The organism is Candidatus Baltobacteraceae bacterium (assembly GCA_036559195.1).
Lineage (GTDB): Bacteria > Vulcanimicrobiota > Vulcanimicrobiia > Vulcanimicrobiales > Vulcanimicrobiaceae > JALYTZ01.
The window spans coordinates 21903-42689 of the sequence record DATBTN010000001.1; the positions used below are offsets into that span (position 1 = coordinate 21903).

Sequence of the window (20787 nt, forward strand, 5' to 3'; positions counted from 1 at the left end):
TCATAACGTGAGATTGACGACAATTCGTACGCTCTTTGCGGCCGGCGTTGTGGCGGCGCTCGTGGCGCTCGCGCCGGGAGCGATCGCCGCGGATCTTTCCGACGTCGGATACATCGATCAGGCGGCGATCGGCGCGCTGCCGGCGTTCGCGCGCGCGAACGCGCAGATGGCGCAGTATCAAGCGCAGCTGCAAGCGCAGGCCGCATCGGCGATGAAGAAAGCCAAAACCGACGCGCAGCGCCAGCAGCTCTACGGACAATTTCAGCAAAAATTCGCCGACCGCCAGCGCGAGATTCTCGGCCCGCTCTTCGGGCGCGCGCAGGCCGCGATCGCGCAGGTTAGCTCGAGCAAGAATCTCTCGGTCGTCGTCGACAAACGCATCGTGATCTACGGCGGTCAAAACATCACCGGCGCCGTGCTCAACCTGGTAAAGGGAACGGGCGCGGTCGTGCCGCCCACGGCGACGCCGCCGCCGTCGGAGATCGGGTTCGTCGACCAGTCGCAGATCGACCAGCTCCCCAAAGTCAAGACGGCCAACGACGACTACTTGAAGTTCGCGAACGATCAAAAGCAGCAGGCCGAGAAGCAGATGGCTTCGGCGAAGACCGATGCGGATCGTCAAGCGATCGCGAAAACTTTCCAGAAGACGCTCGGCGACGAGCAAGACAAAGTGCTCAAGCCGCTCGTCGATCAGACGAAGTCCGCAATGGCCGACGTTGCGAAGAAAAAGAATTTGATTCTGGTCGTCGATAAGACCGACATCGTTTACGGGGGCACGGACATCACCTCGGATGTCCAAAATGAACTTAAATAGAAGCGGGGGACTCGCGTTGGTTCTCGCCGCGGCGCTTTTGGCCGGATGTTCGCATCCGGTCGATGTGAACGCGCCCGACGTTCGCGGCATCGGCTACGTGCGCCTCGACGAGGTCGTCAAGGCCCATCCGCTCTACGGTCAGCTCGCGCAACTCGATAACGCGATGAGCGCGCTCTCGCTCGCGAGCCTCGGCCCGGCGGTTCCGAAGACCGGCGCGCAGATCGCGGCCGAGACCACACAGCTCAACGCCGAGCTCAAGGCGGCGCAGGACCGCGCCAACTCGATCCTGCAGAAAAAACAGGTCGACTACGGCCGCCGCGAACAGGCCGCGATTCGCGCGGCGCTGGTGGCTGCCGGAGAGGCCGGAGCCGGGTCGCAAGCGGGCGCGCAGATGCAACAAACTTCGAACGTTCAAGCCGCGCAAGTGACGGCGCAGGCGAATGCGGATTTCGCGGCCTATCAGCAGAGCGTGCTCGCGCAGGATCGGGCCGCCGTCGCCGCGATCGACAAGCAGTTATCGACGCGCGCCGATCGCCAATATCGCCAGAAGGCGACGCAGTTGCAAGAGCGCGAGTCGCAGCTCTCGCTGCAGCTTTCGCAGCAAGACGCGAACCGGCGGCTCGAGCTGCGGACGAAGCTTTCGAATTTGGCGCTCGACGATGCGACGCGCAAGACGTATCGCGATCAGCTCGACGCGCTCGACCGGCACGAGGCATCGGCGTTGGGCGCGCAGCGAAGCGCCGACGCGCGCGAACTGGCGGCATACCAGGCGCAGCTGCGCAAACAAACCGGCGCCGAGATCGCGCAGCAGGCGGCCAAGATTCACGCGCAGACGCGCACGCTGCTGGCTAGCCGGCGCAACCAAGTGGGTTCGCAGATCACCACGCAGTTGAAGGGTCTCGCGCCGCAGGCCGCCGTTCCGGCCAACGTTTCGCCGCAGACGCGGACGAAGCTCGCCGCCATCGACAAACAGTTCAAAGCGCAGTTCCAGGCCGACGCGCAGCAAACGGTTGCGCGATACCAGCAGACCAAAGCGGATCTCGACGCACGCTATGCGGCGCTGCACGGCGTCGATGCAAGCGCGGCGACCGAAGCCGGCTCGCAGATGAGCGCGCTGCGCAAGCAACGCGACGATCTGTATGGAAAGATCGTGGACCAGATCAAGCATGAGGCTGCGGCAATCGCGGTCAAGCGCGGGCTGCGCGTCGTGTTCGTGAGCCCGAGCGCGGCGAGCGGAGGGCTCGACCTAACCGACGACGTTACAAAGGACATCGAGAGTTTACACCAGTGAATAAACGAAACGCTTTTCTGATCCTCGCCGCCGTCGCGGCGCTCGCAGGCTGCACCACCCAGCAAAGCCCGGTCGGTCTCGTCGACGTGAGCCGGCTCACGGCAAACTGGCCAAAGTACCTCGACGCGCAGAATCAGCTCAACGCCGACGAGCAAGGCATTCTCGCAAGCAAAGGCTCGCGCTCGCAGAAGCAGCGGCAAGTCATTCAGCTGCAGCAGAAGTACGCCGGGATCGAGAACGACCTCGTCAAACAGGTGCGCGACGCCGCCACCAAAGTCGCGGGCGACAAGCAGCTCAAGCTCGTGCTGACGCGCCAATTCGTCGGCTACGGCGGCACCGATATCACCCCCGATGTCGAGAAGATCTTGGGTATTACGGAGAAGGCGACTCCGTCGCCGTAATCGCGATGCTTGGGACGCTTGCGGAGCTTGCCGCGCGAGTCGGCGGCCGGGTTTCCGGCGAGGGCACGATCGCCATCGAACGCATCTCGTCGATCGATGAGGCGGGTCCGGAATCGCTGACGTTTGCGACCACGGAGCCGTACGCCAACGCGGCGCTGGCCTCGCGCGCGGGCGCGGTGCTCATCGACGAAGCGTTGGTGCCGGTCCAAACCGCCGCCAAACCGTTACTCGTGGTACCCAGCGCGCGCGCGGCGCTGGCGATCCTGTTGCGCGCGTTCGACCGGCCGCGTCCGCAGGGGCCGTTTCGCCATCCTTCGGCCGTCGTTGAAGCGAGCGCCGTCGTCGCGCCCACCGCCTATCTTTCGGCGAACGTGTACGTTGGTGCCAACGCGCACGTCGGCGAGCGCAGCGTACTCGAAGCCGGCGTTCATCTCGGAGCCGGCGCGCGCGTCGGCGAGGATTGTCTGCTCTACCCGCGCGCGACGGTCATGGACGGGTGCCTGCTCGGCAATCGCGTCGTCCTGCATCCGGGGTGCGTGATCGGCAGCGAGGGCTTCGGCTACGTTTTCGTCGACGGACATTTCGAACGCATTCCGCAGGTCGGCAACGTCGTGCTCGATGACGACGTCGAGATCGGTGCGAACGCCTGCGTCGATCGCGCTCAAACGGGAAGCACGCGCATCGGGTGCGGGACCAAGGTCGACAACCTGTGTCAGATCGGCCACAATTGCCAGATCGGCCGGCATTCCGCGTTCGCGGCGCTGGTTGGCCTTGCGGGCTCGACTATCGTGGGCGATTACGTGCAAGTCGGCGGCCAAGCGGGCTTTCGCGGGCACATCACCATCGGTTCGCGCGTGAAGGTGGCCGGTCAGAGCGGCGTCTGGCGCGATGTGGCCGACGACGAGTTCGTGAGCGGCCGTCCGGCGCGCCCCCACCGCGACGATCTGCGGCGAGAGGCATTGGTTCGAAACCTGCCTAAGCTCGTCGCTCGTGTGGATGCTCTCGAAGGCGAAACCAAGCGCGGCCAGTAGGCCCCCGATGCACGAGTCTCGATGATGGATTTCCAGACGACCCTACGCGAGGCGATTGCCTTCCAAGGAGTGGGCCTGCACAGCGGCCTGCCGTGCTCCGTTCGCGTATCTCCCGCACGCCCGAACACGGGCCTAACGTTCACGCTCGACGGGGACGTCAGCTTTCCGGCGCACGCGGAGTACGTCATCGAAACGGCGCGCGCCACCGTGCTCGGCAAAGACGGCAAAACGGTGTCGACGGTCGAGCACTTGCTGGCCGCGCTCTTCGGTATGGGCGTGAGCAACGCGCGCATCGACGTTACGGGGCCCGAGATTCCGGTGGCCGACGGCAGCGCGCGACAATTTGCCGAGCGCATCGCACAGGTCGGCATCGCGCCGCAGAGCGAACCGCGCGCGCGCTACGTGTTAAGCGCCCCGTTCTTCGTGCGCGACGGTGAGAAAACGCTCATCGCGCTTCCCGCATCGAGCTTCCGCGTGAAGTTTGCGGTCGATTATCCGCCGCCGGTCGGCGCGCACTATTTCGATTCCGAGATCGTGCCCGACGTATTTAAGGAAGAGATCTCCGGCGCGCGAACCTTCGGGTACCTGCACGAGGTCGAAGCGCTGCTCAAACGCGGGCTCGCGCAGGGCGGCACGCTCGAGAACGCGATCGTTTTCTCACCCGAGGGTCCGATGCAGCCGCTGCGTTGGCCCAACGAGGTCGTGCGGCACAAAGTGCTCGATCTGCTCGGCGATTTCGCGCTGCTCGGCGCGTGGCCTCAGTTCGAGGTGATCGCCATCAAGAGCGGCCACAAGCTGCACTGCATCGCCACGGGCGCCTTGCGCAAGCAGTTCGCCGGAACGCTCCCTTCCGTGAAAGTACACTAGGTTGGCCGAACTCGATATCCGGCAGATCATGGAGATCTTGCCGCACCGTTATCCGCTCTTGCTGGTCGATCGCATTCTCGAACTGGAGCCGGGCGTTCGAGCGCTCGGCTTCAAGAACGTCACCAACAACGAGCCCGTCTTCACCGGACACTTTCCCGGCAATCCGCTGCTGCCCGGCGTCTATATGATCGAAGCGCTCGCGCAGCTCGGCGGCTGCGTCGTGCTCGAGCCCGGCGAGTTTTCGCGCAAGACCCCGTATCTTGCCGGCATTACGGCGGCGAAGTTTCGACGGCCCGTCGTGCCGGGCGATCGCTTTATGATGGAAGTAAAGCTGCTCAAGCACAAGCGTAATATCGGGTGGGTGCATGCGGAGGGCCGCGTGGACGATCAACTGGTTTGCACGACGGATTTGATGTTTTCGATCGCTTCGGATCCGCGGTTGTTTGGGTATGATGCGACGGTCTTGCATGCTTGAGGTTCTTGCCGGTCGTTGGTTGGCGGGTGCGGGGGGTCGGGCTGACGGGACGCCCGCTTTTTCGCGTCGTGCGAAAAAGCTGCTCGCTGAGTCGTTCGCTCTCGCCATCCTGGCTTCGCTCCGACCTCAGACGCCCGTCAGCCCTACCCCTCCGGCCAGCCAAAAAAAGACGGTTCGTACAGGGTTGATTGGTTTGGGTTTTGGTTTTGGAGTGGGTGGGTTTTGATTCATCCTACGGCTATCGTGCATCCGAATGCGAATATCGAGCGCGGGGTGGAGATCGGGCCTTATTGTATTGTGGGCGAGCACGTTTCGGTTGGGACGGGCACGGTGCTGCAGGCGCACGTCGTCGTTAATGGGTGGACGACGATTGGTGAAGGGTGTGCGATCTTTCCGTTTGCGACCATCGGGGCTTCTTCGCAGGATCGAAAGTATCAGGGCGAGATTGCGTTTACGAAGATTGGGAATCGGACGGTTATTCGCGAGTACGTGAGCATTCAGCGCGCGACGGGCGAAGGCGCGGTGACCGCCGTCGGCGACGATTGTTTGCTGCTGGCGTACGTGCATATCGCGCATAATTGCTTGGTCGGCAACGGCGTGACGATGAGCAATCTCGCGCAGGTGGCCGGACATTGCGAAGTCGGCGATAACGCGACGATCGGCGGAATGGCGGGGCTGCACCAGTTCTCGCGCGTCGGACGTTACGCGATGGTGGGCGGTGCGAGTAAAGTCAATCGCGACGTTCCGCCGTTCTTTTTGGTCGACGGGAATCCGATCGAGCCGCACGGACTCAACAGCGTCGGTCTGCGGCGCGCCGGTTTTTCGATCGAAGAGCGCGGCGAGATCAAGAAGTTTTACAAGACGCTTTACAGCCCGAAATTGAACGTTTCGCAAGCGCTCGAAGCGATGCGCGGTGAGGTGACGACCGAACCGGGCCGCCAGATCATTGCGTTTCTCGAGGGTCAATCGCAACTCGGCGTGCTGAAGTAATAGCCGTGCCGCGCTAACGATGCGATACTTTTTCTCCAGCGGCGAAGCCTCGGGGGAGCTGAGCGCGACGCTGCTCGCGCGGGCGGTTCGCGCGCTCGATCCGGGAGCGGAGTTCGAAGGCATCGGCGCCGCGCGCATGCGCGACGCCGGTTTTACGCTCTGGCGCGATCACTCGGGCTGGGCGAGCATGGGTCCGCTCGCGGCGATACCGCGAATTCCGAAATTGCTCGCCACGATGTACGTGACGGCGCTGCATATCGCGAAGAGCAAACCCGACCTCGTCGTGCTGGTAGATTTTGGCGCGTTTAACGTGCGCCTTGCCAAGACGCTGCGGCTGTTGGGCTATCGCGGAACGATTCTGGACGTCTTTCCGCCCGCGACGTGGCTCGACAAGGCAAAAGCCGCACGCGACGTGGCGCGCGTGATGCTGCCGCTCACCGCCTTCGCGCACCAGCAGCGCTTCTACGAATCGCTGGGTCTGCCCATCGCGTACTTCGGCCATCCGTTGGTCGGACAATATACGATGCGGACCTCGCGGCCCGCGCCGCCCGCCGATGCGGGTTGCGTCGCGCTCTTGCCGGGAAGCCGCGGCGGAGAGTTGCGCTTCCATCTGCCCGCGCTCTTCGAGGCGCTGGAGCTGCTGCGCGAGACGCGGCCGAAGGCACGCGCCGTCGTCGGCGCCGCCGACGAGCGCGCGGAGCGAATCGTCGCCGCCGCGATCGCGCGGCACGGCGTGCGCGATGTGACGATCGAACGCGGAACGATTCGGGCGATCGCCCAGGCCGACGCGGCGTGGGTCTCGTCGGGGACGGCGGTGCTCGAGACGGCGCTGTGCGGGGTTCCGTCCGTCGCGCTCTACATCATTACGCCGCTGCTCGTGCGGCACGCGCGCCGCGTCTATTCCGGCCGTTTCATCGCGCTGCCGAATTTGGTGCTCGAGCGCGAAGTGATTCCCGAACTCTTGCAGCAGGACGCGACGCCTGAACGGCTGGCCGCGGCGATGGACGCGATTCTGCGCGCCCCGGCGCGGCAGTATCGCGAACTCGAGGCGCTGCGCTCGGCGCTGGGACCGCCCGACGCGCTCGAACGCTGCGCGGCTTTTGCCGTCGCGCTGGCGAAGGACGCTCGCAGCTGATGCGCATCTATCATACGTCGGATCTGCACGATCACCGCGGCTTCGTCCCGCGTTTGCAGGAGTTGCGCGCGCGAGAGCCCGGATTGCTCTTCGATTGCGGCGACTCGCTGCGCGGAAGCCAAACGGTTTATCGTCGCGACGAGCCCATCGTCGCGGAGATCGACGCCGCCGGATACGACGCTCAAGCGATCGGCAACCGCGAGTTTCACTATATCTTCGGGCTGCTGCGCGCGCGCGCGCGTTCGATGCGCCATCCCTTGCTCTGTACGAATCTTCTCGATACCAAGGGCCGCGAGCTTCCGTTCGATCGAACGCTGGTGCTCGAGTACGACGGCGTACGCGTGCATCTGCTCGGGCTGCTGATCATGCAGTACCCGGTAGGCAGTCCGTGGGAGCGCCTCTTCGGGTGGCGTTTCTTGCTCCCCGAAGAGGCGGTCGGCGCGTATGCCGACGCGATGCCCGAAGGCGACCTGCTCGTCGTGCTTTCGCACGTGGGGCTCGCGCTCGATCGCAAGCTCGCCGCGGCCGTGCCGCGCATCGATCTCGTTCTCGGCGGACACAGTCACGATACGTTGCGCGAACCGGCCTACGTGGGCGACGTGCCGATCGTGCACGCCGGCCCGTACGGTGCGTACGTTTCACAGACCGAACTCGCCTACGACGCGGCCGCGCGCCGTTTTCGCATCGCGCGATTCGCGCTCGTTCCGCTGCTGCACGCCGAATGACGCGCGCGCTTTTCGTCAGCAACGGACACGGCGAGGAAGCGATCGCGACTCGTTTGGCGAGCGAACTGCAAAACCTCGCGCCGATCGAATGCGATCACCTCGCGCTGGTCGGCGATTTCGGACACCCGTCGGTTATGCGGGATGTCGGCCCGCGGCGCGTTATGCCGAGCGGCGGACTGATCGCGATGGGCAATCTTCCGAACATCGCGCGGGATTTGGCATCCGGCCTCGTCGGACACACGCTCGCGCAATGGCGCTTTTTGCGCTCGGCGCGCGGTGCCTACGACGTGACCGTTGCGGTCGGCGACGTCTTCGCGTTGATGATGGCCCTGCAGGCGCGCGCGCCGGCCATCTACGTCGGTACCGCCAAGAGCGTGTACGTCGCACCGTACGGGCCGTTCGAAGCGCGCGTGCTGCGCCGCGCGCGCGCGGTCTTCGTGCGGGACGCGGCCACCGCACAAAGCCTGCAGGACGCGGGCGTAGCGGCGCAAGCGCCGGGAAACGTGATCGTGGATCTCAACGCCGCAGACGACGAGCGGATCGAACCGCTCGCGAGCGGTTTCGCGCCGCTGCTGGGGCTTTTCCCGGGCAGTCGAGCGCCCGCCGCCTATGCCGACGCGCGCTTCCTCTGCGGCGTCGTTCGCGGCTTGGCTCGCACGCAGCCCCACGTCGGCGGCATCCTTTCGATCGCTCCGGGGCTGGAAGTCGCGCGCTTCGCGGAGGCGCTCGCCGCCGACGGTTGGGATATCTCCCACGCGTCGGATCCGGTGGCGCCGTTCGTCTTGCGCGCCGGTGCGCGGGAGGTCGTGCGCGCGTGGCGCGGCGGCGTCGGCCCGATCGTCGCCCGCGCGACGGTCGTGCTGGGTCAAGCTGGAACGGCCAATGAGGTCGCGGCGGCCGGCGGCGTTCCGGTCGTCGCGTTCGAACTCGCCGGCGAGAAAAAAACGGCGTGGTATCGCAAGCGCCAAGCCGGCCTGCTTGGCGACGCCCTCCAACTCGGTCCCGGCGGCGAAGTGGAAGCGGCCGCGTGCGTGCGCGGCTTGCTCGACGACGCGCCGCGGCGCGTGCGTATGGGCAGCGTCGGACGCCAACGGATGGGACCGCCCGGCGGCGCGCGCGCGATCGCGCAGTGCATAGCGGAGATCGCTCGTGCGACGTAGGCTCGCCGCCATGCCGGCGGCGCTCGCTTTCACCTATTTCGTGGTGCCGCTTTTCCCATCGTTCATTACGTTGACGGCGGTAACGATTCCGGGCGTTTCGCTCGTTCCGACGAGCGTTTCGATCGCGCTGCTCGTCCTCGTCGGGCTGGTAGCGATCTACGCGATCGCGATGCTCGCGACGCCGCCGCGCGAGACGCCGCCGACGTTGACTCCGCTGCTGCTTTGGGTTGGCGCGGCGCTGCTTGCGGCGGTACTCGGGTTCGATCCGCGCGGCGGCGCGCTCTTCATCGGCATCTTCGGGCTTTCGGTGATCTGGCATCTCGCGCTCGTGCGCTACTATCGCGCGCCGGGCGTGGCGCGCGCGATCTTCTGGAGCTACCTGCTTTCGGGTGCGATCGCATCGCTAACCGCCATCGTGATGGTCGTAACGCGAATTCCGGCCGATCAATACACGATCGGCCACGGGCGCGCGATCGGAACGTTCATTCTGCCGGGCGAACTCGCGGGCTATCTCATCATCTTCCTGCCGATCGCCTACGGCGTCACGCAAGTCTCGCGCGACGCGCGGCTGCGCGCGTTGGCTTGGGGGGCGCTCGTGTTGGGTGCCGCAGCGTTCATCCTTACGTTCTCGCGTGCCGGCTGGATGGGCTTCGCGGCGGCGCTCGCGTTCTTCGTCTTTTTCACGCAGCGCGTGCGCCGCCGCTACGCCGTCGGCGTGCTGCTCGCGGGCGTCGCGGCGATTCTCGTTGCGTTCAACGTCCATCACAACCCGTCGGAGAACTACACGCGGCTTTCGATTTGGCAGGCCGCGCTCGAGATCATGCGCCGCTTTCCGCTCACGGGAGTGGGTCCGTTTGACTTCGCGCGAATCTATCCGTTGGTGCGCTTGGCCGACGGCGATGCGACGGCGTTCCACGCGCATAGCTTCCTGCTCACGATCTTCGCCGAGACCGGCATCGTCGGCGTGCTCGCCGTGCTCTACGCGTGGTGGCGCTTCGTGCTCGCCCTGCGCGACCGCCTGCGCTCGGCGCCCCGCGCCCACCAGCTGCTCGCCTACGCGGTGGCGGCGGGACTTGTTGGAACGTGGGTGCAAGGCCTCATCGACACGGTGAGCGTTGTAATTTTTGGGCTGTGGTTACCTTCCATGGCCCTCGCCTTAGCCTGCGCGAGCGACGGACTCGGCGAAGGGGCGCCGCAATGAAGCGCGTCTGGCTTCTGGCCGCGCTCGCGCTCGCCGGGTGCAACCCGCAGCCGCAGCACGCGCTACAGGCCGCGCCGACCACCACGCCGAGCGCCGCCGCGACGACCTTGCCCATCCGCATCGTCGGCAAGGGAACCGCGAAGCGGCAGATCGTCATCGGCGAGCAGCAGGGCAATCGCAAGCTCTACGAACTGCATGCGAAATCGTACGTCAGCAAATCGACGCAAACGACTGCCGAGGCCCGCTTCTCGCAGACCCACGTGACGTTTTTCGGCAAAGACGGTTCGACGCTGCTCGCCGCGGCGCCGGTGGCAACGGTGGACGAGCGGCGCCGTGAGGTCGTGATGACCGGCGGCGTGCGGGCCACGAGCAGCACGGGGATGACCCTGACCTGCGACCAACTCACGTACTACAGCAAGAGCGGGATGCTCCACGGCGAGGGGAACGTGCGCATAACCAAACTCGCGGGCGGCACGCTGACCTCGGCGACCGGCAACAGCTTCGACTCGGACGTCAAACTTACGCGAATGGTGATGCAATAACCGATGCAAACAGCGACCAAGCGCCAAATCAAGCTTCGTAATCTCGTCAAGCGCTACGGCGAGCGGGCGGTCGTCAACGGCGTGAGCGCCGAGGTGGAGACCGGCGAGGTGGTGGGGTTATTGGGACCCAACGGTGCGGGCAAGACCACGACTTTTTATATGGTCGTCGGTCTGGTCAAGCCCGATGCGGGCACGGTCGTACTGGACAACGGTCAAGGGGACGCCGATCTGACCGCCGCCCCGATGTACCAGCGGGCGCGCAACGGGATCGGCTATCTCGCTCAGGAGAATTCGATCTTTCGCAAGCTCTCGGTCGGCGACAATATCCGCCTGATTTGGCAGATGAACAACGTCCCCAAAGACGAGCAGGAAGAGCGCCTTCCGGCGCTGCTCGAGGAGTTCGGCTTGCGCCGGTTCATCGACGCGCGCGGCGATAGTCTCTCGGGCGGCGAGCGCCGACGCGTCGAAATCGCGCGAGCCATCGCTACCGAACCCGCGTTCCTGTTGCTCGACGAGCCGTTCACGGGGATCGATCCGATCGCCGTTGCCGACATTCAAACGATGATCCGCCAACTGCGCGATCGCGGTCTGGGGGTACTCATCACCGACCACCAAGTGCGCGAGACGCTCGCCATCGTAGACCGCGCCTACATCTTGAACAACGGAAAGATCGAAGTCTCGGGAACCGCCCAAGAAGTGCTCGACAGTCCGATCGCCCGCCAATTCTATCTGGGCGAAGGGTTCCGTCTCTAACATGAGCGCTTACGAGGCGGGCCGGTAGTGCGGCGTCCGGGCGGCTCGGCGCTGCGCTTTACGATTCTGGACCGCTACATGCTCGCGGAGCTCGCGGGGCCGTTTCTCTTCGGGCTCTCGGCGTTCGTGTTGATCTTCGCCGCGGCGCAGATTCTGGCGATCGGGCGGCTCGTCTCCGACGCGCACGCCCCGCTCTTCGCCGCGATCGAAGTCTTCTTGTGGCAGTTGCCCTATATCGTCGTCGAAGTATTTCCGATGGCGATGCTTTTGGGCACGCTGCTCGCCATGCAGCGTCTCTCCGGCGAGAGCGAGATCACGGCCATGAAGGCCGGCGGGATTACGTTTCTGCGCATCATCGCGCCGCTGCTTGCGGCGGGTTTCGTTCTATCGCTCGTGACGCTGGTGCTGCAAGAAGGCGTCGTGCCGTTCGCCAACGATCGCGTGACGGCGATCCAGGACACGGTGATCAACCATATCAGCGCGTTCGGACGCGATCTCACGGTGCGCGCTCCCTTGCCGAACAACGCGGGGTTCCAAGAGACGATCGCGCAGGGTTTCGAGCAGCATTCGCAGGCCCTCTTGCACGTTACGATCGTGCAGTACGACGAGCGAAGCCACCCGACGCGCGTACTCTTTGCCGACCGCGCGCAGTTTACCGCCGATCGCTGGACGCTCGATAACGTGAGCGCGTACGCGTTCGCACCCGACGGCAGCGTCACCGTCGAGCCAAACACGCCGCAGCTGCAGGTCGATATCGGCGAAAAGCCAACCGATCTTCTCAAACGCGTGGCGGGGAACAACCCCGACAACATGAGTCGCTCGACCATCGCGGATATCATTCGGTCGGGACAACTCACGCCGTCGGAATATAAAAAGTACGTCACGACGTACTGGCAGAAACTGGCGCAGCCGTTTGCGTGCTTCGTCTTCGTGCTCATCGCCGTTCCGTTCGGCATCCGATCGGTTCGCGGCGGCGGCAACACGTCGATCGGCTTCGGTCTCGCGGTGCTCATCGTGTTCATCTATTACGTGGTGCTGACGATCTTTTCGTACGTTGGGGAGGCGCTCGTGCCGATTGCCGCGCTCGTCGCGTGGATGCCGAACATCATCTTTACCGCAATCGGCCTGCGCCGGCTACAAATGGCGGCATCGGTCTGATGAGCGTCGCCGATTTCTTCCGCGGCGCGGGACTCGTGCTGTTCATCGTGGCGCTCGCCGGAGCTATCGCGTACGCCGGCGATCGCGTCGGCCACCAAGTCGGCCGCAAGCGGCTCACGCTCTTCAATATTCGCCCGCGCTACACGTCGACCATCATCGCGATCGGTACGGGCATGGTCATCGCGCTCGTCGTCACGCTGGCCGCGATCCTTGCCAGTCAAGAAGTGAAGCTGGCGTTCTTTCACTTAAACGCCATCAATCAGCAAATCCAGTCGCTGCAAGCGCGCGCGCGCGAACTCGAAAACAAAGTCAACAACAGCCGGGTCGTCGCCACGACCGACACGCTCATGTGGCCGGCGATCGCAAACATTCCGCAGAAGAGCACGCCCGCGCAGCGGCGACAGATCGTGCAGCAGTACTACACCGATACCGTGCGCGCCGTGGATCAGACGTGGACGAAATTCGGACTCAAGCCCTACAAGCCGCCGAGCGATATCGAGGCGAAACTGCAAGAGCTCGCCAACGGCTCGAAAACGGAGGCCGCGCTCTCGCAAAGCGACGTGCTGCTGCTGACCACGGCCGGCCAGAACCTCTACGAAAAAGACCGCATCTCGTTTACGATCAACGGCGTGCTCAACAAGCTCGTCTATCGCTCGGGCGAAGGCATCGCGCAATTGACGATTCCGGCCAACAAGAATTTCAATATCAGCGCGGCCTACCAGCAACTCTTCCTCGACGTCCGGCGCGCCGCGAATACGCGCGGCCTGCCGCAGTACTTCGAAACGATTACCTCGGTGCGTTCGCTGCAGGATGCGGCCGCGATGCAGCGGACCGTGAGTCAAGGAACCGGCTCCTACGTGCTCACCGCCTTCGCCGCCTCCGACATCTATCCGAGCACGGGCATCTCGATCGTCGTGACGCTCAGTAAGGTGCAGGCTTGATTGGCGAACTGGTTCTCGGCATCGACCCGGGAACGCGCAAGGCCGGATACGCGGTAACCGACCCCTCCGGGCGCGCTCTCGAACTGGGCATCGAGCCGGTCGGCTCCCTGCTGGCGCGCCTCGAGCTGCTGGTCGGCAGCCATCGCATCGCCGCGGTCGCGCTCGGCCGCGGGACCAATGCCCTCCCAGTTCGCGACCAAATCAGCGCGCTCGGAATCCCCGTCCATCTCATCGACGAGACCGAGACCACGCTGCGGGCGCGGGTGCTCTACTTTGCCGACCACCCGCCGCGCGGGTGGCGGCGCTTGATCCCCCTGGGCCTCCAGCTTCCACCCCGGCCGATCGACGATTACGCCGCCCTGCTGATCGCCCGGCGGTACATCGAACGGGGAGCCGGGGACCCGGCGTCGTACCTATAGGGTCCACCTTTTACGTCCGATACTAAGGAGTGAAGGGCACCCGCGTTTTGCGGGTAGGGAGAGGAACATGATTCGCTTCGCTCGCTTGGCCTTAGCGGCAGCGCTCGTTGTAGCGCTCGGCTTCGGTATGGCAGCGGCGTCGCCGATGGATCAAGTGCATCTCTCCTACGCGCGCGTCTTCGATCGCACGAACGCGAGTTTCTTACGCGGCGACGCCGCCCCGCTGGCCTCCAACGATCTGGTGAGCGACTCCGTCTTCGGCATCGACGTGCAATTACCGATCTTCATGCCGACCTCCATGCGCGCGCTCTATGCGGGCACGGCGGGCGCTCGTTTGGACGAGCGCTTACCGCGTCTGCAATTGCGAACCGTCGCCGCCACACCGTGGGTGACCGGCGTGACCTTCCGGCTGCACGGCGCGAAGATTCAAATGCAGTATCAGACGTTCGATACCTCGAGCGGGAGCATCGATGCGGCCGCGCCGCGCGAAGAACCGACCGTCGGGCCGCTCGATCCACAGGCGTTCGGCCGTTTTTCGCCGACTGACGTTGCGGGTTCGATCGCGCCGACGTTTGCGTACGCTTCGCCGTCGCCCTTCGAGCTCGCGCCGGCCGATAGCGGGGTCGCACCGCTCTTTACACCGCAGGCGCCGGTCGCGCAACGGTTAACGCTTCCGGTTCGCGTCGGCCCCGTACGTTTTGCAAGCAGCGTCGAAGAATCGGCACTCTCGTCGGGAACGCCCAGTTCCTTCGACACGATGAGCCGGTGCGGAACGGCCGATCCAAACGGCGCGTGCGCGGCGTTGCGCCAGCAAGACAGCCGCGTCGCGGCCGGCACGTCGTTCGACGTGCGTGCCGGGCAACACCATCTCAACGTGAACCTCGGCGGATCGCTCGAGCATCAATCGCTGCCCGACGAGACGTCGTTCCCGTACATCCCGCTCGATCCGCAATCGCCGCAGGCGAGCACGCAGGCGGCGCCGCTGCGCGGCGGGAGTGCGATCTCCTATCCGAACTTGGTCGACGTAACCAAACACGGGCTCAATGCCAACGTCGCGCTGCCCGTGACCACCCACGTCACCGTCGACGTCGGCTACGACACGCAGCACCTTCAGGGCGGGTACACCGCGACGAACTCGACGGTCAACGCGTCGACGCTGGTGCCGGGGATCGATGCGCGCAAGGAGACGTACCTCGGAAACATCACGTATCAACTGCCGCACACCAATAGCGCCATCACGTTCTCGGCCCGCCAATACCGCTATCAGGACAACTTTATTCCGAATCTCAATCTCACGCAGACGCGCGCCGACGTGAACTTTACGGTGAAATTCTGACCCAGAGCCGCCGCGTCAGCATCGTTTACGGCATCCTCACCATCATCGTTCTCGCGCTGATTCTCGTCCTAGGCACCGTGCAGGCCGCCTCCGACGCGATTTTCGCAAGCGCCGGGTCGGCCATCTCGTTGCCGGCGCATCTGCCGGCGGCCGCGGGGATCGGTATCTATCGCGCGATCGAGCGCATCGCTCCCGCACAATACGTCGAAGGCATGCTGGCCCGCGCCGAACTCGCGCGCGGCAACCTGGATGCCGCGCAGCAGCACGCGTTGCGCCTCCCGTCGGCGGGTCTGCGCGACGAGTATCTCGGGCGCATCGCGCAAGCTCGCGGTGACGAGTCCGCGGCGCAGGCCTACTTTCTCGCCGGGGCCGACTTTTTCGCGATTCAAGACGACGTCGATCGCCTCGCCAAGAGCGATCCGGCGGCAGCCTACGACCTCGAACGAACGTTGAAGAACCGGCTGCAGGCGCTCACCACGCATCCCGACGCGGTTGCGGAGTCGTATTGGCATTTGGGACAGATCGCGACGATGCGTTCCTGGCCGTACGCGGTGGGCTCGACCGCGCGTCGCCATTGGACGCAGGTCGGAATGCGCGACTATCGGCGGGCCGTCGCACTCTCGCCCTTAGCCGAACGCTATCTCTTGGCGGCCGGAACGCAAGCGCTTGCGTTGGGCGACCTGGCCGGAGCGCGCGGCTTTTACGCGCGGGCCGTCGACGTTAATCCCGCGAGCGCCGATGCGTTCGCCGGGCTCGGCGTGGTTGCGCTGCGCGCGGGCGATCGTGCGAGCGCGCAGCGTTACGCGGCGCGGAGCCGCACGATCGATCCGAACTCCGCGATGCTGCGCGCGCTCCAAGCCGACCTGCGATGATCGTTGCGGTGGATGCCCAACTCGCCGTCGGCACCGCGACGGGGATCGGCGAATACGCGCGCGGGCTCATCGATGCGCTGCGCGCGCAGGGCCGCGAGATACGCGAACTCGCCGAGCCGGCGCTCGACCCGTGGCGATTCGATCGGCGCGTACTCTGGGATCAGGTGCTGCTGCCGCAGCGCGCGCGCCGCAGCGGCGCCGACCTCTTGCATTGCGCGTCGGGAACGATGCCGTTGCTGCTGCCGCTGCCGGCGGTCGTCACCGTGCACGACGTCGCCTGGCTGCGCGTTCAGGCGCACGCGAAAGCGTACGCGCGCGGCTATTTCGGGGCATTTTCGGTGCGCCAGTACCGGCGCGCCCGAGCCGTCATCGTGGACTCGCAATTTTCGCGCGCGGAATTGCTCGACGCGCTCGATCTGCCCGCCGAACGCGTGCACGTCGTGTATCCCGGCGTGGCCGCGGACTTTTGCGCCGTGCGGCGCGAGAGCGCCAACGGCGAACCGCTGATTCTCGTGCCCGGAACCGTCGAGCGGCGCAAAAACCTCGAAGTACTCGTTCGCGCGCTCGTCGCAATCCCGGGCGCGCGCCTGGTTTCGGTGGGGCCGCCCACGCCGTACCGCGATGAATGTCTCGCGCTCGCGCGGCGCGTCGGCGTCGCCGATCGCTTCGAGGCGCGCGGCTACGTCGCACGGGCCGAATTACTCGCTCTCTACGCCCGCTGCAGCGTCGTCGCGGTGCCTTCGCGCTACGAAGGCTTCGGGTACGCCGCCGCCCAAGCGCTCTGCGCGGGCGCGCCGGTCGTTCTCTCCGATCGAAGTTCGCTGCCGGAGATCGCCGGCGGCGACGCGCGCGTCGTTCCCGTCGACGACGTCGCCGCATGGTCGCGCGCCCTCACCGAGACGATCGCCGATCCGTCTTCGCAGGCCTCTGCCGACCGCGCGCGCCTGCGCGCTCGGGAGCGCTTTGCGTGGCCCGCGAGCGCGCGGGCGATGGGCCGCATCTACGATGGCGTAACGGGGGCGCTGAACCGCCGTGGTTGAGAATCTCGGTCTGCTGGCGGCGCTCCTGACGACCGCCTCGTTCATTCCGCAGGTCTATAAAGTCGTGATGACGCGCGATACGACGAGCATTTCGCGCAGTATGTACGTCGTGCTCACGTGCGGCGTTGCGTGCTGGCTAGCCTACGGCGTTCTCACGCGCAACCTGCCGATCACCTTGGCAAACGGTGCGACGCTGTTCTTAGCCGGCACCGTGCTGCTCTACAAAATGCGCTACCGGTAACTTAGTAGATCGGCGAACCCGGCGCGCCGGGCGGAACGCTGCCGTCATCGGGCGCAAAAATCAATTGGAGCGGCAGCGTCGAGCCGCTATCGGGAATCGTCTCGATGGTCACGCGCACGAATCCCCTGGCGGGTACGACGTATTGGCGAACCTTGTAGCGTGAAAACGGCGGCGTTTGGTGCGATTGAATGAGCACGCCGTCGATCAAATAGGTTCCGGTCGCGCGGCCGCCGCGTGGACTCTCGTAGATGGCGATCGGCTGGGGGCGACCCGTCGGGTTCTGCACCTTAACGACGAAGCTTTGCAGAACGCCGTAGTCGCCCGCAAGCGCCTGCCCGTAGAGCAGATTTGGGAGCGGAATCTTCCCGACGGTCAACGTTAAATAGGGATCGGTCGTGTTCCACAGCGCGCTTTGATGAAACTCCGGAATCGTGTAGACGCCGCGCGCGTGCGGATGGGTGCCCATAAGCAGCAGCATCGTCGCTAGCGGCGCGTCGGCCGATTGCGTCGCATTCTGCGCGAAAAGCGTCAGGTGAACCGTGCCGCCGTTGAGCACGCGCAACTGCAGCACGTTCGTGTCGATGGACTTGGCCGGTAAGTCCTGCGTGAAAAGATTGAGCGATCCGTTGGCCGGAATCGTGATGATGCGGCCTTCGTTTTGAACGTAGCGCACGAGAAAACGCTTGGTCGAGGTGTGACCGACCTCCATCTCGTTGGGGCCGGGACCGCCGTCGCCGCTGATAAACTGCACGTCGGCGGGCTCGTGCGAGAGATTCTCCGCGCGCAAGACGATGCGGCGATCGGGTTCGCCGGGCGGATTGTAGTGAAAGTAGAGGAACCGCGAGGGCTGTTCGGCCTTGAGATCCGCGGTAAAGAGCACGCCGTCTTCGGTCAGCGTCTCGGGATAATCGCTCACCAGCAGGAGATCCGGCTGAATCTTCGGCGCCGCCACGTTCTCGACGCGCACGTGCGTCGTCCCGTCGATCGGGAGATAGTCGTTGCCTTGAATCAGGACCGGAACGTCGAGGGTCGCGACGTCGTCCTGCGCGAGTTGCGCGTTGTAGGCGACCTGATCGGTCGAAACCACGATCTGCGCGTCCGGCCGGGCGCGCGCGACCGAACGCGCGACTTCGATCGCGATTTCGCGCACGTAATCGGGGCTCGCGGGATCGCCGGTGATTCGCACGCTCGCGTTCTGCGCGATCGAGCCGGCGTTATAGGCGACGCGGACGGGAACGCTCGCGCTGATGCCGCGCGCATCGGCGATGGTTACGACTGTCGAGCCGGGCGCGAGCCCGGTGAGCACGACGCTTTGCCCCGACGGGTCGACGCGCGCCGCGACCACCTTGGGGTTGCCCACCGTAGCCGTGACCGCTCCGAGCGTCGAGCCGACGCGCAGCGTTGCGTCGAAGCCGACCGCTACCACCGCGGATTGGGGCGCGACGACGATCGGCGGCTGGGTGGGCGACGGCGTCGGCAGCGGCGTCGCGGTGGGCGCACCGGGCAGGAGCGCCGGCGGTCCGGCCGGCGTCGGCACGACGGGCGCGTTCGTCGCCGCCGGTGCCGGCGGATTGACCTGCGCGCCTAGTGGCGGCGCAGACACAAACAGGCAACCGGCCGCGGTAATGACGGTCAGTATCGACGCTCGGTGCACGCTGCTCTAGGCGATCTTGGCTTCTTCGCGGGAGACCGCGGAAGCGAGCAACGTTTTGTAGCCAACGGTCGGAAATAGCACGGTGACTAAATCTTTCTCAGCCCGCTCGACGGTGCCTTGTCCCCACTTCGGATGGTAGACGACGTCGGCGATCCGGTAGCCGCCGGTGGGCTCCGGCACGGGCGCCAGCAGGCGCTCCGCGGGTGAGAGCGATTCCGACGGAGCGCGCAGGCAGTTATCGCACGCCCCGCAGCGCGGCCGTTCGTAATCTTCGCCGAAATAATTCAAGATAAACTTGCGCCGGCAGGACGTCGTTTCGGCGTACTGCAGCATCATCGCGAGTTTACTCTGATCGTAGGATTTCTTGGTATCGTAGTTCGCGAGGTTGAGCACCAGCTCGCGATTCATGCGCGCGCCCTCGGTCAGCGCGTACTTCGAGCGGCTCGGCGTCTCGATGAATCCGCCTTTTTTGAGAAGCGCGAGAATGACTTTGAGTTTGGTTAGCGGCAACTGCAGGATCTTGCGCAGGTCGGTCATCGAGACGCCGCCCTCTTGCGTGCCGAAGATCTCGAGCGTGCCGAATACTTTTTGCACTTCCTCGATATCCGGATACTTGCCGGTGAGAAAGTAATTCTGCACGCGCGTGTCGCTCATGCGATAGATCAGCATGCACTTCGAACTCAATCCGTCGCGCCCCGCGCGGCCGGCTTCCTGCGTGTAGGCCTCGACCGAGCCCGGCAAGTCGTAATGCACGACGAACCGGATGTTCGGTTTGTCGATGCCCAAGCCGAACGCGTTGGTCGCCACGACCGCGCGAATATGCTCTTCCATGAAAAGCTCGTGAACCGACGTCCGATCGTGTTTCTGCAGCTTCGAATGATAGACGGCGGCCGGGACGTCGAGCTGATCGTGCAGGTATTTCTGCACCTCGAGCGCGTTCTTGATGGTCGCCGTATAGATGATGCCGGTGCCTTCGAGTTCGCCGCGCACGAAGAGCGCTTTGAGGATCTTGAGTTTGTCGGCCTCTTTCTCCGCGCGGCGTACGTCGTAGACCAGGTTGGGCCGATCGAATCCCTTGACGATCGGTTTGACGCTCGGAATGCCGAGTTGATGGAGGATGTCTTCGCGTACCGCCGGCGTCGCGGTGGCGGTGAGCGCGAGGACGGTCGGATGCCCGAGGCGCTCGATCACGCTGCCCAGCGCGAGATACGCCGGGCGGAAGTCGTGCCCCCATTGGCTGATGCAATGGGCTTCGTCGACGACGAAGAGCGGCACGTGCAGCGTTTGCACGATGCGCAGGAACGCGTCGTCCTCGAGTTTTTCCGGCGTCACGAAAACGATCTTGATGTTGCCGCCGCGCATACGCGCGACCGCCGCGAGTTCCTGTTCCTCCGAGAGGGTAGAATTGAGCGCCACGACCTCGGTAACGTCGAGATCGCGCAGCATATCCAACTGGTCTTTCATCAGGGCGATGAGCGGCGAGACGACGACCGTCGTCCCCTCGAGCAGCAACGCGGGCAGCTGGTAGGTGAGGCTCTTGCCCGCTCCGGTCGCGAGAATTGCAAGCGTGTCTTCGCCCGCCATGATACGGGAGACGACCTCTTCTTGGCCCGGCTGGAACGATTCGAAACCGAACTTCTCTCGAAGCGCAGCCCGGAAATCCACGATTACTCCTACCTTATCGCCGCTGCCAAACGACGAAGCATGTAGCGCGCCTCCTTTATAACGTTAAAGGGGCGCC

General features: G+C 64.9%; 22 protein-coding genes. 20 read left to right on the forward strand and 2 right to left on the reverse strand.

What is annotated here, in order from left to right; genetic code table 11:
* Positions 1 to 7 precede the first annotated feature (7 nt).
* From VIG32_00090 to VIG32_00185, 20 genes are all read left to right on the forward strand, one after another.
* Complete coding sequence (locus VIG32_00090) at positions 8 to 814, forward strand: OmpH family outer membrane protein (protein HEY8296409.1); 807 nt, start codon at positions 8 to 10, stop codon at positions 812 to 814.
* A complete protein-coding gene (locus VIG32_00095; GenBank protein HEY8296410.1) occupies positions 801 to 2105 on the forward strand; it encodes a hypothetical protein in 1305 nt (434 codons plus the stop codon). Before VIG32_00090 ends, VIG32_00095 begins: the two co-directional genes overlap by 14 nt.
* Positions 2102 to 2506 carry a hypothetical protein gene (locus VIG32_00100; protein HEY8296411.1) on the forward strand — a complete coding sequence of 135 codons (405 nt, stop codon included), beginning with the start codon at positions 2102 to 2104 and terminating at the stop codon, positions 2504 to 2506. Before VIG32_00095 ends, VIG32_00100 begins: the two co-directional genes overlap by 4 nt.
* A 5-nt stretch (positions 2507 to 2511) precedes the next feature.
* Positions 2512 to 3537 carry a UDP-3-O-(3-hydroxymyristoyl)glucosamine N-acyltransferase gene (gene lpxD, locus VIG32_00105; protein HEY8296412.1) on the forward strand — a complete coding sequence of 342 codons (1026 nt, stop codon included), beginning with the start codon at positions 2512 to 2514 and terminating at the stop codon, positions 3535 to 3537.
* Between the two features lie 24 nt (positions 3538 to 3561).
* Positions 3562 to 4404: a UDP-3-O-acyl-N-acetylglucosamine deacetylase gene (lpxC, locus tag VIG32_00110; GenBank protein HEY8296413.1), complete on the forward strand. Its 843-nt coding sequence runs from the start codon at positions 3562 to 3564 to the stop codon at positions 4402 to 4404.
* Between the two features lies 1 nt (position 4405).
* Positions 4406 to 4879, forward strand: coding sequence for a 3-hydroxyacyl-ACP dehydratase FabZ (gene fabZ, locus VIG32_00115; protein HEY8296414.1), 474 nt, complete (start codon positions 4406 to 4408; stop codon positions 4877 to 4879).
* Between the two features lie 222 nt (positions 4880 to 5101).
* The gene (gene lpxA, locus VIG32_00120; GenBank protein ID HEY8296415.1) at positions 5102 to 5869 is read left to right on the forward strand and encodes an acyl-ACP--UDP-N-acetylglucosamine O-acyltransferase; all 768 of its coding nucleotides are present in this window, start codon (positions 5102 to 5104) and stop codon (positions 5867 to 5869) included.
* A 19-nt stretch (positions 5870 to 5888) separates the two neighbouring features.
* Positions 5889 to 7004, forward strand: a complete 1116-nt coding sequence (locus VIG32_00125) for a hypothetical protein (protein ID HEY8296416.1) — start codon at positions 5889 to 5891, stop codon at positions 7002 to 7004.
* Positions 7004 to 7729: a metallophosphoesterase gene (locus tag VIG32_00130; protein ID HEY8296417.1), complete on the forward strand. Its 726-nt coding sequence runs from the start codon at positions 7004 to 7006 to the stop codon at positions 7727 to 7729. Before VIG32_00125 ends, VIG32_00130 begins: the two co-directional genes overlap by 1 nt.
* Positions 7726 to 8889 carry a lipid-A-disaccharide synthase-related protein gene (locus VIG32_00135; GenBank protein HEY8296418.1) on the forward strand — a complete coding sequence of 388 codons (1164 nt, stop codon included), beginning with the start codon at positions 7726 to 7728 and terminating at the stop codon, positions 8887 to 8889. The genes VIG32_00130 and VIG32_00135 overlap by 4 nt, the downstream gene beginning before the upstream one ends.
* Positions 8879 to 10090 carry an O-antigen ligase family protein gene (locus VIG32_00140; protein HEY8296419.1) on the forward strand — a complete coding sequence of 404 codons (1212 nt, stop codon included), beginning with the start codon at positions 8879 to 8881 and terminating at the stop codon, positions 10088 to 10090. Before VIG32_00135 ends, VIG32_00140 begins: the two co-directional genes overlap by 11 nt.
* The gene (gene lptC, locus VIG32_00145) at positions 10087 to 10632 is read left to right on the forward strand and encodes an LPS export ABC transporter periplasmic protein LptC (GenBank protein HEY8296420.1); all 546 of its coding nucleotides are present in this window, start codon (positions 10087 to 10089) and stop codon (positions 10630 to 10632) included. The genes VIG32_00140 and lptC overlap by 4 nt, the downstream gene beginning before the upstream one ends.
* Before the next feature lie 3 nt (positions 10633 to 10635).
* Positions 10636 to 11385: an LPS export ABC transporter ATP-binding protein gene (lptB, locus tag VIG32_00150; protein HEY8296421.1), complete on the forward strand. Its 750-nt coding sequence runs from the start codon at positions 10636 to 10638 to the stop codon at positions 11383 to 11385.
* A gap of 27 nt (positions 11386 to 11412) precedes the next feature.
* The gene (locus tag VIG32_00155) at positions 11413 to 12543 is read left to right on the forward strand and encodes an LptF/LptG family permease (protein ID HEY8296422.1); all 1131 of its coding nucleotides are present in this window, start codon (positions 11413 to 11415) and stop codon (positions 12541 to 12543) included.
* Positions 12543 to 13484 (forward strand): DUF3084 domain-containing protein, encoded by a 942-nt coding sequence (locus VIG32_00160; protein ID HEY8296423.1) that lies wholly within the window; start codon positions 12543 to 12545, stop codon positions 13482 to 13484. Before VIG32_00155 ends, VIG32_00160 begins: the two co-directional genes overlap by 1 nt.
* Entirely contained in the window at positions 13481 to 13903 is a 423-nt protein-coding gene (locus VIG32_00165; protein HEY8296424.1) for a hypothetical protein, read from the forward strand. The genes VIG32_00160 and VIG32_00165 overlap by 4 nt, the downstream gene beginning before the upstream one ends.
* Positions 13904 to 13970: 67 nt before the next feature.
* Entirely contained in the window at positions 13971 to 15239 is a 1269-nt protein-coding gene (locus VIG32_00170) for a hypothetical protein (GenBank protein HEY8296425.1), read from the forward strand.
* A 77-nt stretch (positions 15240 to 15316) separates the two neighbouring features.
* A complete protein-coding gene (locus VIG32_00175) occupies positions 15317 to 16111 on the forward strand; it encodes a tetratricopeptide repeat protein (GenBank protein HEY8296426.1) in 795 nt (264 codons plus the stop codon).
* The gene (locus VIG32_00180) at positions 16108 to 17151 is read left to right on the forward strand and encodes a glycosyltransferase family 1 protein (protein HEY8296427.1); all 1044 of its coding nucleotides are present in this window, start codon (positions 16108 to 16110) and stop codon (positions 17149 to 17151) included. The genes VIG32_00175 and VIG32_00180 overlap by 4 nt, the downstream gene beginning before the upstream one ends.
* Positions 17144 to 17392: a SemiSWEET transporter gene (locus VIG32_00185; protein HEY8296428.1), complete on the forward strand. Its 249-nt coding sequence runs from the start codon at positions 17144 to 17146 to the stop codon at positions 17390 to 17392. Before VIG32_00180 ends, VIG32_00185 begins: the two co-directional genes overlap by 8 nt.
* 1 nt (position 17393) lies before the next feature.
* Here VIG32_00185 and VIG32_00190 read toward each other — a convergent pair whose 3' ends face one another.
* Together VIG32_00190 and VIG32_00195 are read right to left on the reverse strand one after the other, a co-directional pair.
* Positions 17394 to 18995 carry a pilus assembly protein N-terminal domain-containing protein gene (locus tag VIG32_00190; protein HEY8296429.1) on the reverse strand — a complete coding sequence of 534 codons (1602 nt, stop codon included), beginning with the start codon at positions 18993 to 18995 and terminating at the stop codon, positions 17394 to 17396.
* A 57-nt stretch (positions 18996 to 19052) separates the two neighbouring features.
* Positions 19053 to 20711, reverse strand: a complete 1659-nt coding sequence (locus VIG32_00195; GenBank protein HEY8296430.1) for an ATP-dependent DNA helicase RecQ — start codon at positions 20709 to 20711, stop codon at positions 19053 to 19055.
* Positions 20712 to 20787 lie beyond the last annotated feature (76 nt).

Coding starts and splice junctions, on each gene's coding strand:
- VIG32_00095 (HEY8296410.1), top strand. CDS start 801: ATGAACTTAAATAGAAGCGGGGGACTCGCGTTGGTTCTCGCCGCGGCG.
- lpxD (HEY8296412.1), top strand. CDS start 2,512: ATGCTTGGGACGCTTGCGGAGCTTGCCGCGCGAGTCGGCGGCCGGGTT.
- lpxC (HEY8296413.1), top strand. CDS start 3,562: ATGGATTTCCAGACGACCCTACGCGAGGCGATTGCCTTCCAAGGAGTG.
- VIG32_00125 (HEY8296416.1), top strand. CDS start 5,889: ATGCGATACTTTTTCTCCAGCGGCGAAGCCTCGGGGGAGCTGAGCGCG.
- VIG32_00130 (HEY8296417.1), top strand. CDS start 7,004: ATGCGCATCTATCATACGTCGGATCTGCACGATCACCGCGGCTTCGTC.
- VIG32_00135 (HEY8296418.1), top strand. CDS start 7,726: ATGACGCGCGCGCTTTTCGTCAGCAACGGACACGGCGAGGAAGCGATC.
- lptC (HEY8296420.1), top strand. CDS start 10,087: ATGAAGCGCGTCTGGCTTCTGGCCGCGCTCGCGCTCGCCGGGTGCAAC.
- lptB (HEY8296421.1), top strand. CDS start 10,636: ATGCAAACAGCGACCAAGCGCCAAATCAAGCTTCGTAATCTCGTCAAG.
- VIG32_00160 (HEY8296423.1), top strand. CDS start 12,543: ATGAGCGTCGCCGATTTCTTCCGCGGCGCGGGACTCGTGCTGTTCATC.
- VIG32_00170 (HEY8296425.1), top strand. CDS start 13,971: ATGATTCGCTTCGCTCGCTTGGCCTTAGCGGCAGCGCTCGTTGTAGCG.
- VIG32_00180 (HEY8296427.1), top strand. CDS start 16,108: ATGATCGTTGCGGTGGATGCCCAACTCGCCGTCGGCACCGCGACGGGG.